This is a genomic window from Bradyrhizobium sp. 1(2017) (genome assembly GCF_011602485.2).
In the GTDB taxonomy this organism is placed as follows: domain Bacteria; phylum Pseudomonadota; class Alphaproteobacteria; order Rhizobiales; family Xanthobacteraceae; genus Bradyrhizobium.
Window position 1 is genome coordinate 2,735,447 of sequence record NZ_CP050022.2, and the last position, 17,080, is coordinate 2,752,526.

Annotated in this window: 11 protein-coding genes; 6 read left to right on the plus strand and 5 right to left on the minus strand. The window is 64.3% G+C overall.

From position 1 onward, the window contains the following. Nucleotides 1–20: 20 nt before the first annotated feature. Both HAP40_RS12955 and HAP40_RS12960 read right to left on the minus strand, forming a co-directional pair. Nucleotides 21–1,463: a UdgX family uracil-DNA binding protein gene (locus HAP40_RS12955; protein ID WP_166817432.1), complete on the minus strand. Its 1,443-nt coding sequence runs from the start codon at nucleotides 1,461–1,463 to the stop codon at nucleotides 21–23. After that, nucleotides 1,463–2,698, minus strand: coding sequence for a putative DNA modification/repair radical SAM protein (locus HAP40_RS12960; RefSeq protein WP_166817431.1), 1,236 nt, complete (start codon nucleotides 2,696–2,698; stop codon nucleotides 1,463–1,465). The genes HAP40_RS12955 and HAP40_RS12960 overlap by 1 nt, the downstream gene beginning before the upstream one ends. A 165-nt stretch (nucleotides 2,699–2,863) precedes the next feature. Here HAP40_RS12960 and HAP40_RS12965 point away from each other — a divergent pair, with 165 nt between their 5' ends. Genes HAP40_RS12965 through HAP40_RS12975 form a run of 3 tightly spaced genes read left to right on the plus strand, consistent with a single transcriptional unit; the run spans nucleotide 2,864 to nucleotide 8,587 of the window. Further along, a complete protein-coding gene (locus HAP40_RS12965) occupies nucleotides 2,864–3,649 on the plus strand; it encodes an ImuA family protein (RefSeq protein ID WP_166817430.1) in 786 nt (261 codons plus the stop codon). Then, nucleotides 3,549–5,135 carry a Y-family DNA polymerase gene (locus HAP40_RS12970; RefSeq protein WP_166817429.1) on the plus strand — a complete coding sequence of 529 codons (1,587 nt, stop codon included), beginning with the start codon at nucleotides 3,549–3,551 and terminating at the stop codon, nucleotides 5,133–5,135. Before HAP40_RS12965 ends, HAP40_RS12970 begins: the two co-directional genes overlap by 101 nt. Next, nucleotides 5,132–8,587: an error-prone DNA polymerase gene (locus HAP40_RS12975; RefSeq protein ID WP_166817428.1), complete on the plus strand. Its 3,456-nt coding sequence runs from the start codon at nucleotides 5,132–5,134 to the stop codon at nucleotides 8,585–8,587. Before HAP40_RS12970 ends, HAP40_RS12975 begins: the two co-directional genes overlap by 4 nt. Nucleotides 8,588–8,768: 181 nt before the next feature. Here HAP40_RS12975 and HAP40_RS12980 read toward each other — a convergent pair whose 3' ends face one another. Both HAP40_RS12980 and HAP40_RS12985 read right to left on the minus strand, forming a co-directional pair. Next, on the minus strand, nucleotides 8,769–9,539 hold the full coding sequence (locus tag HAP40_RS12980) for an SDR family NAD(P)-dependent oxidoreductase (RefSeq protein ID WP_166817427.1): 771 nt from the start codon (nucleotides 9,537–9,539) through the stop codon (nucleotides 8,769–8,771). Between the two features lie 198 nt (nucleotides 9,540–9,737). Continuing rightward, entirely contained in the window at nucleotides 9,738–10,025 is a 288-nt protein-coding gene (locus HAP40_RS12985; protein WP_166817426.1) for a hypothetical protein, read from the minus strand. A 107-nt stretch (nucleotides 10,026–10,132) separates the two neighbouring features. On the opposite strand from HAP40_RS12985, the gene HAP40_RS12990 reads away from it, so the two are divergent. From HAP40_RS12990 to HAP40_RS13000, 3 genes are all read left to right on the plus strand, one after another. After that, complete coding sequence (locus HAP40_RS12990) at nucleotides 10,133–11,545, plus strand: CoA transferase (protein WP_166817425.1); 1,413 nt, start codon at nucleotides 10,133–10,135, stop codon at nucleotides 11,543–11,545. 145 nt (nucleotides 11,546–11,690) lie between these two features. Further along, nucleotides 11,691–12,935, plus strand: coding sequence for an efflux RND transporter periplasmic adaptor subunit (locus tag HAP40_RS12995; protein ID WP_166817424.1), 1,245 nt, complete (start codon nucleotides 11,691–11,693; stop codon nucleotides 12,933–12,935). Between the two features lie 28 nt (nucleotides 12,936–12,963). After that, entirely contained in the window at nucleotides 12,964–16,080 is a 3,117-nt protein-coding gene (locus HAP40_RS13000; protein ID WP_166817423.1) for an efflux RND transporter permease subunit, read from the plus strand. Between the two features lie 3 nt (nucleotides 16,081–16,083). Here HAP40_RS13000 and HAP40_RS13005 read toward each other — a convergent pair whose 3' ends face one another. Beyond that, nucleotides 16,084–17,046: an amidohydrolase family protein gene (locus HAP40_RS13005; RefSeq protein ID WP_166817422.1), complete on the minus strand. Its 963-nt coding sequence runs from the start codon at nucleotides 17,044–17,046 to the stop codon at nucleotides 16,084–16,086. Nucleotides 17,047–17,080 lie beyond the last annotated feature (34 nt).

A 17,080-nucleotide genomic window follows, 5' to 3' on the forward strand; every position in this document is an offset into this window, starting at 1 on the left:
AGCCGTTTCCCACCCGCTATCTAGGCGGCCCTCACCGCTTTCTTCTGCATGCCGGCGGCGATCTTTAGATCTTCGACAAAGCGCTGATACTCCAACACCTTGGCTTCCGGATCGGGCAGCCGCAGCAGATAAGACGGGTGCACCGTCACGAGAGCCTTGCGTCCGTCGGGGAGGTCGATGAGCCGTCCGCGGGTCTTGCCGATGGGCGTGATCTTGCCGAACACGCTTTGCGCGGCGGTGGCGCCCATCGCCACGACGAGATCGGGCTGAACGGCCGCCAGCTCCCGCTCATACCATTGCCGGCACGCCCGGATCTCCGGCGTATTCGGCTTCTGGTGCAGGCGGATCTTTCCACGCGGCACGAATTTGAAGTGTTTGACCGCGTTGGTGACATAGACCTTCTTGCGATCGACGCCGGCTTCCTCCAGCGCGCGGTCGAGCATCTGGCCCGCCGGACCGACGAAGGGATGGCCGGCGAGATCTTCCTTGTCGCCGGGCTGCTCGCCGACCAGCATGATGTTGGCGGATCGCGGTCCCTCGCCGAACACCGTTTGGGTCGCGTCCTTGTAGAGATGACAGGCGCGGCACTGCGCGGCTTCTTCGCGGAGCGCTTCGAGATCGTCGGCGGCGGTCTTGCGCTTCATGGGAGCCTCCGGCCGCTTCTGAGGCTTGTGCGGATCGGTTGCGGCATTGGCGATCATGGCGCCGGTCATGCGCTCGGCGTCCTCGATCAGAGGCTTAATGATCGAGGCCTCTGGCAGGTTCCTCCAGTATTTCTTCGGCATCTCGGCCTGCATCGCCTTCACCTTGAGCCGGGCCGGATTGAAGATGCTGGCGTAGTAGCGCCGCCAGGTTTCCTCCAGCCGGTCTTCGCTCGGCGCCTCGCTCTTGCTGACGCCCGGTGTGAACGAGAGCGCGTGGCCATCCCAATGTGCGCAGAGGTCCGGGGTCAGGATCGACCAGGGCATGTCGGCGAAGCGCTTGGCGAAGAACGGCGCGGCGAGCTCGACGATGTGATGCTCCGGCTCGAACCAGGCGACGTAATGCGCCTCGCGTTCCCTGCCGATCTCGCGGAAGCGCACGAAGGCGTGCATCTTGTGCTCGTCGCGATGGACCGCTTTCGCCATCGCCGTGACCTGCGCGACGTCAGGGTCGGTCGCGACCTCGATAAGATCGTGATTGTCCTTCAGTCGAAACAGCAGGCGATAGAGAATCGCAAACCGCTCGCCGTCGCGATGCAGGACCGCGGCCTTGGCGAGCGCGACGAATTTTGCCGGCACGTTGAAGGTGCCATCATTCGCTTCGAGCATCGGAGAGGGCGAGGGCGCTGCGAACAAATCGGCTTCGCCGCCCTGCACGGTCCAGGTGACATCGCGCGGCTCCACGTGACGCAGCACGAGCGATCGCGCGGCTTTGCGCCAGCCGTCGAAATCGGATTCGGTGTCCAGGGTGATATATTGCATCAGAAGCCAAATCCCAATTGCGTTGCCTTCGGCTTGAACCGTTCGATCAGCCGCGCCTCGTCGAGGCGATGCGGCGTCGGCCGGTGATCGCTGAGGACGATGAACGGCATCGCCTTGTTCCTGGGGACGTGCAGCCGCGCGAGATCGGCGAGGCGGATCGTTGTCGTGCGCCGCGTCGCGATGATACGTTCGACGGTCTTGGTGCCGAAGCCGGGCACGCGTAGCAATTCCTCGCGGCTGGCGCGGTTGACGTCGAGCGGGAAACGGTCGCGGTGGCGCAACGCCCAGGCGAGCTTCGGATCGATGTCGAGCGGCAGCATCGCGCTGTCGTCGACGATCTCCGCAACGTCGAAGCCGTAGAACCGCATCAGCCAGTCGGCCTGGTAGAGCCGATGCTCGCGCAGCAAGGGCGGCTGGACCAGAGGCAAGGCGCGGCTCGCATCCGGGATCGGGCTGAAGGCGGAGTAGTAGACACGCCGGAGCCGGTAGGCGCCGTAGAGATTGGCGCTGGTGTGGAGAATTGTCTGATCGGAGGCCGCGTCGGCACCGACGATCATCTGCGTGCTTTGGCCGGCGGGCGCGAAGCGCTGCGGCTTCGCTTTCGTTTTGGCGCTGCGGTCTTCCTCGGCCTCGTCGAGCTTTAGCCGCAGCCGGCCCATGGTGCGGCGGATCGCGCGCACGTCCTTCTCCGGCGCGAATTGCTGCAGGCTCGTCTCCTCTGGCATCTCGATGTTGATGGAGAGACGGTCGGCATATTTGCCGGCCTCCGCGATCAGCGCATCGTCGGCCTCCGGAATGGTCTTCAGATGGATGTAGCCGCGGAAGCGATGCTCCTCGCGCAGTTTTCGCGCGACACTGACCACTTGCTCCATCGTATAGTCGGGGCTGCGGATGATGCCGGAGGAGAGGAACAGGCCCTCGATGTAATTGCGTCGGTAGAAGTCGAGCGTCAGCTTGACGATCTCGTCGATGGTGAAGCGGGCGCGCGGCACGTTCGAGGAAGCGCGGTTGACGCAATAGAGGCAGTCGTAATTGCAGGCATTGGTCAGCAGCACCTTGAGCAACGAGATGCAGCGCCCGTCCGGCGCGTAGGAATGGCAGATCCCCATGCCGGGCGCGGTCGAGCCCATGCCCTTGCCGTCGCTGGAATCCCGCTTCTCGGTGCCGCTGGAGGCGCAGGACGCGTCGTACTTGGCGGCGTCTGCCAGGATTTCCAGCTTGCGTTGTACGTCCATGTTTGAATCCCGTTGATTCCGCTCATGAATCCGACGGAGCGCCAATTCGGTTGACTCAAGGCATCCCGTTAGCTTTATATTAGAACATATCATGAACAAATGAGCCAGCCGTTGGTTCTTCTTTTTGAAGACCACCCGGCACCAATCTCTGAAGGAGCGACGAGCATGAGCGGCGCACGTATGAGCGCGCTTGCGACCTTGCGCGGCCAGATCGAGCGCATCGAGGCGGCGGAGGTCGTGCATCAGCGCGATCGCGTCGCGCTCGGCCATGACGAGGTCGACAGCGCGCTGAAGGGCGGGCTCGCGCGCGCGGCGATCCATGAGGTGTTTTGCGAAGGGCGGCAGGGCGCCGCCGCGACGGGTTTTGTCATGGGGCTTGCGGGCCGCGTGACGGCCCGCAAGCCGCTGCTGTGGGTGCGACAGGATTTTTCGGCGCTCGAAACCGGCGCGCTGTCGATGAGCGGGCTTGCCGAGCTTGGCCTCGATCCACGCCGCGTGGTGATGGTGCGCGCCGCCGATGTCGAGAGCGCATTGCGCACCTCGGCGGACGCGCTCGCATGCGATGCGCTCGGCGCCGTCGTGCTCGAGCTCTGGGGCGAGACCAGGCAGTTCGATCTGGTGGCGAGCCGCAAGCTGACGCTTGCCGCGCAATCTTCCGGCGTCACCGGGCTGCTCCTGCGCATGGCCGCGCAACCTTTGCCGTCGACTGCGGAGACCAGATGGATGCTGCGCGCGGCGCATTCGCCGCCGGGGGCGGCTTGGAGTGCCTGGGGGGCGCCAGTGTTCGATGCCGAGCTCTTGCGCAATCGTCATGGCCCGTGTGGCCGGTGGATCATGGAATGGAATTGTGATGAGTGCCAGTTCAGTGAACCGTCGACGTATTCTCAGTCTGTGGCTGCCGCGCCTGCCCATCGACCGGATTCAGCGGTTCTTCAACGCCGGGCCGGGTAACACCAATGACCCCAGCATCGTCGTCCTCAAGGACAACAATGCGCTGGTGATTCATGCGCTGGACGAGGCTGCCGAGCGCCTCGGCCTGTATATCGGCCAACCGCTGGCCAATGCGCGGGCGATGTGCCCGGACTTGCGTGTGTTCGACGCCGATACCGTCGCCGACGCGAAGACGCTCAGCGACATCGCCGACTGGTGCGACCGCTTCACGCCGCTGGTGGCGCTCGATCCGCCGCACGGCCTGTTCCTCGACATCACCGGCTGCGCGCATCTGTTCGGCGGCGAGGCTGCGCTGTTGCGGACGCTGGTCCGTGCATTGGCCCGGCAGGGTTTTGTCGTCAGCGCAGCGATCGCCGGCACCTCGATCTGCGCGCGCACGCTGACGCGGCAGGCCACGGGCACCATCGTGGCCGATGGAGCGGAGGCGGAAGCGATCAGCCGGTTTCCGATCTCCGCGCTCGGTGCCGGCGAGACCGTCACCACCGGCCTGCGCCGCGCCGGCTTGAAGACCATCGGCGATGTCGCCTCGCGCGCGCCGAGCGAGATCACGGCGCGCTTCGGCGCGCGCTTCTCCACGCTGCTCGCGCATGCGCTGGGGCAGGGCGATGCGCCGATCAACCCGCGAAAGCCGCTGCCCGATTATATCGTCGAGAGGCGCTTTGCCGAGCCGATCGCGACCGACACCATGATCGCGATGACGTTGTCGCGGCTTGCCGACACGTTGATCGTATCCATGGAGAAGCAGGGCAAGGGGGCCCGCCGCCTGGAAGCCGCGTTCTTCCGCACCGACGGCGTGGTGCGCGCGATCACGGTCGAGACCGGACGCCCGGTGACGCGAAGCGCGGTGATCGACCGCCTGTTTCGCGAACGTCTCGATGCGCTCGCCGATCCCCTCGATCCCGGTTTCGGTTTCGACATGGTGCGGCTGTCGGCGAGCCGCACCGAGATCGTGGTGCAGGAGCAGCGCGATCTCGACGCCCATGTTCACGACAATGACGAGCTTGCCGCGCTGATCGACCGCATCGCCGCGCGCATCGGGGGAAAACGCGTCGTCGTTCACTTGCCGCAGGACACCCATATCCCCGAGCAAGCGGTGCTGGCCGCGCCGGCGCAGCATCATCTCGCTGCTGCCGTGCAGGCCGAATGGCCGGCACGGGTCGAGAGCGAGCCGCCGCTGCGCCCCCTGCGGCTGTTCGACAAGCCGGAACTGGTCGCGGTACCGTTCGCGACCGTGCCCGACGGCCCGCCGCATCAATTCACCTGGCGCCGCGCGCTGCATGCCGTGATGCGGGTGGAAGGACCCGAGCGTGTCGCGATGGAGTGGTGGCGGCAGGACGGCAGGCAATTGACGCGGGACTATTTCCGCATCGAGGATGCCGAGGGCCTGCGCTTCTGGATCTTTCGCGACGGTCTCTATGACGAGCTGATTGACGCTGAGGGCAAATCCATTCCCGCGAAATGGTATGTACACGGTCTCTTCGCATGATCACGCCTGCCTATGCCGAGATCGGCATCACCACCAATTTTTCCTTTCTGCGCGGTGGCTCTGATCCGCGCGCCTATGTGCATCAGGCGAGCAAGCTCGGCATTCCCGCAATCGGCATCGCCGATCACAACACGCTCGCCGGCGTGGTGCGCGCCTACAAGGAGCTCGACAATGACAAGGTGCTGCAGAAGCCGAAGCTTTTGATCGGCGCACGCATCGTCCTCGTCGACGGCACGCCCGACATCCTGGTCTATCCGCGCGATCGCGCGGCCTATGGCCGGCTGTGCCAGCTTCTCACCAGGGGCAAGCGCGGCGACGACATCACGCGGATCGAGAAGGGCGAATGCCGTCTCACCTTCGCCGATCTGCTGGAGTTTGCCGAAGGCCAATTGCTGGTCCTGACGCTGCCGCATCGCTTCGAGTCCGCGCAGGTACTGGATGTCCTGGCAAAGCTCAGGGACAGCCGCGCCGCGGGCGTGTGGCTGGCGGCGAGCCTGGTCTATCGCGGCGACGACCGGCGCCGTCTGGCGCGGCTCGATGATCTCGCGATGAAAGCGAAGGTCCCGCTGCTCGCGACCAACGAGGTGCTCTATCACGATCCCGCACGCCGTCCTCTCCAGGACGTGCTGACCTGCATCCGGGAAAAGACCACGATCGAAGCGATCGGGCGGAAGCTCGAAGCCAATGCCGAGCGCTTCCTGAAGACGCCGCGCGAGATGGCGCGGCTGTTCCGCGATGTCCCTGATGCGATCGCGGAGACCATGCGCTTTACGGACAAGATCGTTTTCTCGCTCGACCAGCTCAAATACCAATATCCGGACGAGCCGGTGCCGCCGGGCAAGACCGCGCAAGGACATCTGGAGGATCTGACCTGGGCGGGTGTCGACAAATATTTCGGCGGCGAGATCGACGACAAGTTGCGCGCCACGCTCAAGAAGGAGCTCGCGCTGATCGCCGAGCTGAAATACGCGCATTACTTCCTCACCGTGCACGACATCGTGCATTACGCGCGCAGCCAGAACATTTTGTGCCAGGGCCGGGGATCGGCGGCGAATTCGGCCGTGTGTTACGTGCTCGGCGTTACCTCGGTTGATCCGACCAAGGTCGATCTGCTGTTCGAGCGCTTCATCTCCAAGGAGCGGCTGGAGCCGCCCGACATCGACGTCGATTTCGAGCATTCGCGGCGCGAGGAGGTGATGCAATATGTCTATCGCCGCTACGGCCGCCACCGCGCCGCGATCATCGCCACCGTGATCCATTATCGCCCGCGCAGCGCCATCCGCGACGTCGGCAAGGCGCTGGGCCTGACCGAGGACGTCACCGCCGCGCTCGCCGACACCGTCTGGGGAAGCTGGGGCAAGGGCCTCAACGACATGCAGGTCAGGCAGGCCGGGCTCGATCCCGACAATCCCATGATCAACCTCGCGGTCGAGCTTGCGACCGAGCTAATCGAATTCCCGCGCCATCTCTCCCAGCATGTCGGCGGCTACGTGCTCACCCAGGACCGGCTCGACACCTATGTGCCGATCGGCAACGCCGCGATGGACGACCGCACCTTCATCGAATGGGACAAGGACGACGTCGACGCGCTTCATATGATGAAGGTCGACGTGCTGGCGCTGGGCATGCTGACCTGCATCAGGAAATGTTTCGACTTGATCGCGGGCCACAAGGGGGAGCGCTGGGTACTGGCAAGCGTCCCGCAGGACGATCCTCATGTCTATGACATGCTATGCCGCGGAGAATCGCTTGGCGTGTTTCAGGTCGAAAGCCGCGCGCAGATGAACATGCTGCCGCGCCTGAAGCCGCGGACGTTCTACGATCTCGTCATCGAGGTCGCGATCGTGCGGCCGGGACCGATCCAGGGGGACATGGTGCATCCTTATCTGAGGCGGCGGAACGGGCTCGAGAAGGTGAGCTATCCCTCGCCGTCGCCTGAGCATGGCCCCGCGGACGAACTCTACAAGGTGCTCCACAAGACAAAGGGTGTTCCCCTGTTTCAAGAACAGGCGATGCGCATTGCGATCGAAGCGGCAAAATTCACCTCCGAGGAAGCCAACGGTCTGCGCCGCTCGATGGCGACTTTCCGCAATGTCGGCACCATCGGCCAGTACGAGGAGAAGCTGATCGGCAACATGGTCGCGCGTGGCTACGATCCCAATTTCGCCAGAAGCTGCTTTGACCAGATCAAGGGCTTTGGCTCCTACGGTTTTCCGGAGAGCCATGCCGCGAGCTTCGCGCAGCTCGTCTACATCTCGTCATGGTTGAAGCATTATCACCCCGACGCCTTCTGCTGCGGTCTTTTGAACTCGCAGCCGATGGGCTTTTACGCGCCTGCGCAAATCGTCGGCGATGCCCGCAACAACGGCGTCGAGGTGCGCGACATCGACGTATCGTTCAGCTTTGCGCAGAACACGCTGGAGGAGGGGAGCGGTAAGTATTGCGCCGTGCGCCTCGGCTTCCGCCAGATCGATGGTTTCAACTGGATCGATCCGGATGAGGAGAGGCTAAAGCGCTCTCAGCTGTCACTCCGGGGCGCGCCACCTGGCGCGGGCCCGGAATCCATTGGGCCGCATTCACCTGGAGACATGGATTCCGGGCTCGCCGCTGACGCGACGCCCCGGAATGACAAGAGAGAGGACTGGGCCGATCGCATCGTCGCCGCTCGCAACCGCCGTCCCTTCACCTCGCTCGAAGATTTTGCGCGCGATACCGGTTTGCCCAAACGCGCACTGATCCTGCTGGCGGATGCCGACGCGTTCCGCTCGCTCGGGCTCGACCGCCGCGAGGCGCTATGGCAGGTGCGGCGGCTGCCCGACGATGTGCCGCTGCCGCTGTTCGAGGCGGCGACCGCGCGCGAGCAGCCGGATGAAGGCGCAAAACCACTGCCTGTGATGCCGCGCGCGGAGCAAGTGGTCGCCGATTACCAGACTATCCGCCTGTCGCTGAAGGGGCATCCGATGGAATTCTTGCGCGAGATGTTCTCGCGGGAGCGCGTCGTCGCCTGCAAGGATGTCAACCATGAGAACGAGCGGCGCCGCGTCCGCTGTGCCGGTGTAGTCCTGGTGCGGCAGCGGCCGGGCAGCGCCAGCGGCGTCGTGTTCATGACACTGGAGGACGAGACCGGCATCGCCAATGTCGTGGTCTGGCCCAAGATCATGGAGCAATACCGCAAGGAGGTGATGGGCGCGCGCCTCATCCTGGTCGAAGGCTACATCCAGAGCAGCCCGGAAAAGGTGACGCATCTCATCGCCCAGCGCATGATCGACCGCTCGCACGATCTGGTCGGCCTCGCGGGCGATGCTTTGAGCCGCAAGCATCCGGTGCCGGCAGGCGCCACCGTGGTCGAGCCGCTCAACGAAGACCCCCGCGCCCTCGCGGACATGCCGGCGCAGAAAGTCCGTCACCCCCGCAACGTTCGCATCCTGCCGCCATCGCGGGATTTTCATTGAGGTCTGGCGCGGGGCGCCGTGGACCCGTTGGCTCGCAATGACAGATCTGCTGAGAGACTGCGCGCCACAGTCGTCATGCCCGGGCTTGACCCGGGCATCCACATCTTTCCGAGTGCGCAGTGGCGGGTGGATGGCCGGATCAAGCCCGGCCATGACGGCGGAGGGAGCCTGAACGAACGTCCTAGAAATTCACCCGGTTCGAGATCGCCCCATCCACGACGAGGTTCGATCCCGTGGTGAACCCCGACACCGGGCTCGCCAAAAACACGGCCGCGCTCGCGATTTCCTGCGGCGTGGCCATGCGGCCGGTCGGGTTGCGCTTCATCGCGTCGTTGTAACGCTCGGGCATGTTCTGCTCGATCATGTTCCAGACGCCGCCTTTGAAATAGACGGTGCCGGGCGAGACCACGTTGACGCGAATCTTCTTCTTCGCGTATTGCCGCGCCAGGCCCTTGGCCATGTGGATCAGCGCCGCCTTGATCGGGCCGTAGGAGCTGTCCGTGTCCGCCTGCGCCGCGGAGATCGACGAGATGATCACAAAGGCCGCATCGCCGCTTCTGGCGCCGTTCGCTTCGAGGAACGGCCGGGCGGCATCGAACGCATGCACGGCGCCGAGCACGTCGAGCCGAAAATTCTGCTCCCACGATGCGGGATCGCCGCCCTGCGCCATCGCGCCGGCATTGGAGAACAGCAGATCGATGCCGCCGAGTTCCTTTGCCGCGCCTTCGATCCAGCTTTTCAGCGCAGCGCCGTCGGTGACGTCGACCGTGCCGCCAGTCGCGTTGACGCCGCTCGCCTTCAATTCAGTGACGGTCGCCGCAACCTGATCGGCGTTGCGCGCGCATACCGCGACATTGGCGCCTTCGCCGGCCAGCGTCGCCGCGATCGCCCGCCCGATGCCGCGCGTGCCGCCGAGCACGATGGCGTTCCTTCCTTTGAGGCCGAGATCCATTGTCTGGTTTTCCTTTTTGTTGCGCGAATGAGACGGAGTGCCTCTCCAATGTCATCCTGGCGAAAGCCAGGACCCATTACCACAAATCTCTGTTGTTGCGACGATGTCGTGGCCAATGTGCATGTCAACGACATTCGCCGGGGTCATGGGTCCTGGCTTTCGCCAAGACGACACCGCGTGTGTCGTTGACAGCGAGGCTCACTCCGGCGCCGCGCCCACCGGTGGGCCGCCGGGCGGACGATGCAGGAAGGTCAGCGAAGCGTAGGCGCCGGCCCAGGACCCGATTGCCGCGAAGGCGACATAGAAGGGGTTATCGGTGTAGCTGATCACCGCGTAGGAGGACAGCATGTACCAGATCGCGCTCCAGTTCGCCGCCGGGATGCGCTTGCGCGCGATCACGGCCGAGGTGAACATGACATAGACCGCGTCGGTGGCAGCCGTTGCGATGAATACGGCGCCCGCGGTGAGGGGATCGATGGCGGCCATTGCAATCCTTTCTGCGATCGTGGGAAGGTGAAAATTAGAGCATGATCCGGAAAAGTCTGCAGTGGTTTTCCGAGTACAATGCGCATCCGAACGGGAGAGAAGCGGCCATGCTAAGCCCCGCCGACATTCTCGAGGACATCTGGACCTCCGCAGGCGGTGACGCGGCCGCCCTCGGCCACGTGCGGCTGACGGGTGAGGAGCCCCAGATCCCGTCCTCGTTTCGCGTCGCGGTTGCCGGGCAGACGACGATTGCCGCCGCTGGTCTCGCCGCCGCCGAAATCTGGCGAATGCGCGGCGGCGAGGTGCAGGACGTCTCCGTCGACATGCGCCACGCCGTCGCCGAATGCCGCTCGGAGCGCTATTTGCGCCTCGACGACAAGCCGCCGCCACCGGCCTGGGACGCCATCGCCGGCGTCTACAGGACCGGCGACAATCGCTTCGTGCGCTGTCACACCAACTTTCCGCACCACCGTGACGCAGTCTGCAAGGTGCTGGCTTGCGAGCCGGAGCGCGAGAAGGTGCAAACCGTGCTGATGCAATGGAAGGGCGAGGATTTCGAGACCGCGGCTTACGCGGCGGGCGGTGTCGTTGCCCTGATGCGCAGCTACGACGAATGGTCTGCATTGCCGCAGGCGCGTGCGCTCGCGCAACTACCGCTGATCTCGATCGAGAAGATCGGCGAGGCCCCGCCAAAGCTGTGGCCGCAAAGATCATCGAACGGTGACCGTCCACTCGCAGGTCTTCGCGTGCTCGATCTCTCCCGCGTCATCGCGGGTCCCGTCGCTGGCCGCACGCTCGCCGCGCATGGCGCCGATGTGCTGCTCGTCTCAGGACCGGAGCTGCCCGCGATCGACTGGCTGACCATCGACACCGGCCGCGGCAAGCTCAGCACCTTCATCGAACTGAAGAGCGAGACAGGCAGGGCGCAGCTGCGCGAGATGTTGAAGGACGCAGACATCTTTTCGCAAGGCTATCGCCCGCGGGCGCTAGCGGCTCTTGGCTTCTCACCTGAAGACGCCGCGAAAATCAATCCGGGCATCGTCTACGTGACCTTGTCAGCCTACGGCCATGCCGGTCCCTGGGCCGAGCGGCGAGGTTTCGACTCGCTGGTGCAGACCGCGACGGGCTTCAACCATGCCGAGGGACAGGCTGCAGGTATTGACGGTCCCAAGGAATTGCCGGCGCAGATGCTCGACCATGCCACCGGTTATCTGATGGCGTTCGGCGCCATGATGGCCAAGGCACGCCAGGCCCGCGAAGGCGGCAGCTGGCACGTGCGCGTGTCGCTGGCGCAAACCGGGCGATGGCTGTGGAATCTCGGCCGGCTCGACGGCGGACTGAACACCCCGGATCTTACGGGCGAGGCCGTACATACTGCGTTCATGGAAAGCATGCCATCTGGCTTCGGCATGTTGAAGGCAGTGCGCCATTCGGCGCTGCTGTCGACGACGCCGGTACAATGGAGCCGTCCGGCAATGCCGCTGGGCAGTCATCCGGCACAGTGGCCGGTGCGAAGCTGACATGAAGCTTACACGTCGCAAACTTTTAACGCCAACCGCAAGGCGTCCTGCGCTTTTTAGGTTGTCTGAAATCAGAATTCGGCACTATTAGCGCGACCGATGAGGCAATCATTTGCCGAGATCGTCGCAGAAACGACCGGGCTCAATGGTAGTTGAAAATACCAAGCGATTGCAGGTATTTACAAAACGACGGATGATCACCTCCGTAGTTTTACTTGCGCTTGCCGGTGCCGGTGCCTACGGCTTCCCGTATTCGGGAGCCAAGCAAAAGAAGCATTCCGAGCTCTCGAGCCAGTCGCGCAAGAATGCGCAGAGCTTCACGCCGACGCCGTCCGAATGGGCGACGCTGACGATCGAGCCGGTCAAGGCCAAGAGCTTCCGGGCAGAGTATGTCACCGAAGGCAAGGTCGCGGTCGACGAGGACCGCTCGACGCCGGTGTTCTCCCCTTATGCAGGTCGGGTCACCAAGCTGCTCGCCAAGGCGGGCGAGATGTTGAAGCAAGGCCAACCACTGTTCACGATCGAAGCCGCCGACACGGTGCAGGCCCAGAACGATTTCATCGCCGCGATGACCTCGCAGAACAAGGCGAGGTCGGCGCTCGAGCTCTCCGATATCCAGTTCAAGCGCGCAAAGGACCTCTATGAGGGCCACGCCATTCCGCTGAAGGACTATCAGCAGGCGGAAGCGACCCAGGTCCAGGCGCGTAACGACATGCGCTCCTCGGGAACGGCGCTGGAAGCCGCGCGCAACAAGCTGCGCATCCTCGGCTTTACCGACGAGACCATCTCTGCGTTTCAGGAGAAGGGCGTCATCAACCCGGAAATCACGATCTATTCGCCGATCTCGGGCACCGTCGTGCAGCGCAAGATCGGCCCCGGCCAGTATGTCAACTCCGGGGCCAGCGATCCGGTCTTCGTGATCGGCGACCTCTCCACGGTCTGGCTCACTGCGTTCGTGCGCGAAAGCGATGCGGCGGCGATCTGCATCGGCCAGGACATCACCGTCAACGTCATGGCACTGCCGGGTCGGCCGCTGTCCGCCCGTATCAACTACGTCGCCGCTGCGATCGATCCCGGCACCCGCCGTCTCCTGGTCCGCGCCACCATCGACAACAAGGACGGCCTGCTCAAGCCGGAGATGTTCGCCAACGTCACGATCTACTCGGCCGGCGACCGCGCCGCACCAGCGGTGCCGAAACAGGCTTTGATCTATGAAGCCGACAAGGTCCGCATCTGGGTCGCGCGCGACGACAAATCGGTCGAGCTGCGCCAGATCAAGACCGGCCTCATCAACGGCAACCTTGTCGAGGTCACCAGCAATCTGAACCCCGGCGAGCAGATCGTCACCAAAGGCAGCCTGTTCATCGACCGCGCGGCGTCCGGCAGCTGATCGACGACCCAAGAAATTGAAGACCTGAATGGATCGTCTCGTCGCTCTTGCCGTCAACCGGCGCTTCCTGATGGTCGGCATGTTCGTCGCTGTCTTGATCGGCGGCCTGATCGCGTTCAACCAGCTCAACATCGAGGCCTATCCCGACCCGACCCCGCCCATGGTCGACATCGTGACGCAGAGTCCCGGCCTGTCGGCGGAGGAGATCGAGCGCTACATCACGATCCCGATCGAGACCCAGGTCGCAGGTCTGAAGAACATCACGACCATCCGTACCATCTCGCTGTACGGCCTTTCCGACGTCAAAATCCAGTTCTCCTTCGCCTACACCTATGACGAGGCCCAGCAGCAGGTCTTGAACCGGCTGGCGCAGCTTTCGCCGCTGCCGGGCAATGTGCAGCCGCAGATCTCGCCGCTCAGCCCGATCGGCGAGATCTTCCGCTATCGTCTGGTGGGCCCGCCGAACTACAGCGTGCTCGACCTCAAGACCATCCAGGACTGGATCCTCCAGCGTCGTTTCCGCGCCGTGCCCGGCGTGATCGACGTCACCGGGTGGGGCGGCAGGAGCAAGACCTACGAGATCCAGGTCGACTTCAACAAGCTGGTCGCCAACGGTCTGACGCTGCCGCAATTGCTCCAGGCGGTTGGCAACTCCAACGTCAACGTCGGCGGCAACACCGTCAATATCGGCCAGCAATCGGCCGTGGTGCGCGGTGTCGGCCTGATCCGCTCGATCGACGATCTCGCGAACACCATGGTGGCGCAGAGCGGCGGCAATCCCGTGCTTGTCAAGGATGTCGCAACGGTCACGGTCGGCCAAAATCCGCGTCTCGGCATCGCCGGTCTCAACGATTCCGACGACATCGTGCAGGGCATCGTCCTGATGCGCCGCGGCGAGCAGAGCACGCCCACCATCAAGCGGGTCGAACAACTCGTCCAGCAGATCAACAATTCCTCCATCCTGCCGCCGGGCGTGCGCATCGAGCGCATCTACGACCGCAAGGACCTGATCGACCTCACCACCCACACCGTGCTGCACAACATGGTCGTCGGCATTCTGCTGATCGTGCTGCTGCAGTGGATGTTCCTCGGCGATCTCCGCAGCGCTTTGATCGTCGGCGCCACCATTCCGTTCGCGCTGTTCTTCGCGGTGATCATCCTGGTGCTGCGCGGGGAATCGGCCAATTTGCTGTCGGTCGGCGCGATCGATTTCGGTCTGATCGTGGACGCCACCGTCATCATGGTGGAGGCGATCTTCCGCCGCCTGACGCAGACGACGCCGATGTCGGAGACCGAGCAGATGTCGCCCGAGACGCTGTTCGGCATGAAGAGCCACGCCATCCTGAGCGCGGCCGCCGACGTCTCGCGATCGATCTTCTTCGCCGCGGCGATCATCATCGCGGCCTTTCTGCCGCTGTTCACGCTCTCCGGCGTCGAGGGCAACATCTTCGGGCCGATGGCCCGAACCTACGCCTATGCGCTGGCCGGCGGGCTGCTCGCGACGTTCACCGTTACGCCGGCGCTGTCCGCGATCATCCTGCCGGCACATGTGGAGGAGACCGAGACCAGGGTCATGCGGTTCCTGCACCGGGTGTATTCGCCGTTGCTACATTGGGCGGTCGCCAACCGCAAGATCGTGCTCGGTGGCGCCGTCGGCCTCGTGCTGCTGACGGTGGCGCTCAGCCGGCTGCTCGGCCTCGAATTCCTGCCGAAGCTGGAGGAGGGCAATCTCTGGATCCGCGCCACGCTGCCGCCGACCATCTCGCTGCAGGAAGGCAACAGCTATGTCAACGAGATGCGCAAGCTCATCGGCGCCCGACCGGAGGTCGAATCCGTCGTGTCGCAGCACGGCCGTCCCGACGACGGCACCGACGCCGCCGGCTTCTTCAACGCCGAGTTCTTCGCGCCGCTCAAGCCCGTGAGCCAATGGCCCGGCACGCGCGACAAGGAAGAGCTGACCGCGGAGCTGCTCAAGCAGCTCGATGACCGCTTTCCCGGCGTCGAGTTCAACTTCTCGCAATATCTCCAGGACAACGTCTCCGAGGCGGTCTCCGGCGTGAAGGGCGAGAACTCGATCAAGCTGTTCGGCAGCGATCTCCAGGCGCTGACCGACACCGCCAACAAGATCAAATCGGTGCTGGCCACCGTGCAGGGCGTCACCGACCTCGCCGTGTTCACCTCGCTCGGGCAGCCGACCATCCAGATCGACATCGACCGCGCCAAGGCCGCCCGCTATGGCCTTTCGCCAGGCGACATCAACGCCACCATCAAGGTCGCGGTCGGCGGCGATATTGCGGGCGATCTCTATGAGCCGGGCAGCGACCGTCACTTCCCGATCATCGTCCGCCTCGCGCCGGAATATCGCAGGAGTGCGGAGGCGATCCACAATTTGCGGGTCGGCGCGCCCGGGCCGAACGGCACCGTCACGCAGGTTCCCCTGAGCGAGGTCGCCAGCATCAATCTCGTCTCCGGCGCCGCCTACATCTATCGCGAGCAGCAGGAGCGCTATCTGCCGATCAAGTTCTCGGTGCGCGAGCGTGACCTCGGCAGCGCGATCCGCGAGGCGCAGCAGAAGATCGCCGAGCAGGTGCAGCTGCCGCCCGGCTCTCACATGGACTGGGTCGGCGAGTTCGGTAATCTGCAGGACGCGATCCGCCGGCTGTCGATCGTGGTGCCGATCTCGCTGGCGCTGATCGGCGTCCTGCTCTGGTTTAATTTCGGTTCGATGACCGATACGCTGCTCGCGATGAGCGTGATCCCAATGGCGATCTTCGGCGGTGTGCTGGGGCTGTTGATAACAGGCACGGCGTTCAGCGTCTCGGCGGCGATCGGCTTCATCGCGCTGTTCGGCATCGCCGTGATGGACGGCATCATCATCCTGTCGCAGTTCAACCAGCTCATCGAAGAAGGCATGGACCGCATGAGCGCGGTGATCCGCACCGGCGAATTGCAACTTCGGCCGGTGCTGATGACCTGCGTCGTCGCGGGCGTCGGCCTGTTGCCGGCGGCGCTTTCGGAAGGCATCGGCTCGCAGGTGCAGAAGCCGCTCGCGGTCGTGGTTGTCACGGGGATGATGCTGGCGCCGATCGTGATCCTCGTGACCTTGCCGGTCCTGATCTCCTTCTTCTCCCGCCGCGCGCGCTGACCGTCAGAACCCGTAGAGCCGCGCCGGATTGTCGACCAGGATCTTCTTGCGCACACCCGCGTCCGGCGCCCACACAGGTAGCTGGTTGAGCAGCCGGCCGTCGTCGATCTGATAGAGCGGCGCGATGTCGATGGGCTTGCGTCCCTCGACGCGGCTGGAATCCGGATGCGGCCAGTCCGTGCCCCAGACGATGCGGTCGGGATTGGCCGCAATCAGCGCCTGCGCGAACGGCACCATGTCCTGATAATCGGGCGAGAGCGTCGATGACCGGTAGGCACCGGAGATTTTGACATAGGCCTTGCCGGACTTCACCAGCGCAACGAGATCGGAGAAGCCCGGCTGCACCAGGCCTCGGGAAGCTTCAAGACCGCCAAAATGGTCGAACACGACGGGCACCGGCGCCGTCTCCACGAGATCCTTGATCGCCGAGATCATGGCTAGCGTGGTGTAGAGCTGCACGTGCCAGCCGCGCGCCTTCATGCGCTCGACGGCGGCGGTGAAGCGCGGCCGGCCGACATTGGGATCGTTGACGCCTCCTGTTGCGAGATTGAGGCGGACGCCGCGGAAGCCGTCCTGATGCATTGCATCGAGCGCGCTCTCGCTGGTCTTGTCGTCGATCACGGCGACCCCGCGCGCATTCGCGCCGCGGGCCTTCATGCCGAACAGGCTGGACGCATTGTCGGTGCCGTAGACGCTCGGCGTCACAATCACCACGCGCTCGATGTGCAGCGCCTTGTGCAGCGCGGCCATCTCTTCGGGGCTCGCCGGCTCCGGCGTGTAGACGCGTCCGGCGAAGAACGGAAATTTTTCGACGTCGCCATGGATGTGCGTATGACAGTCGCAGGCATGCGCCGGAACCTCGAAATTGATGGGCGTGGCGGGCTGGGCCGCGCGGGCATGGGCTTTGCTGGTCATGGCTGCTCCGGCGGCAAGGGGGGCGAAGAGCACGCCGCGTCGGCTGAGCATGGTTTCACTCCTGCTTCGTTGTTGAACAGCGACT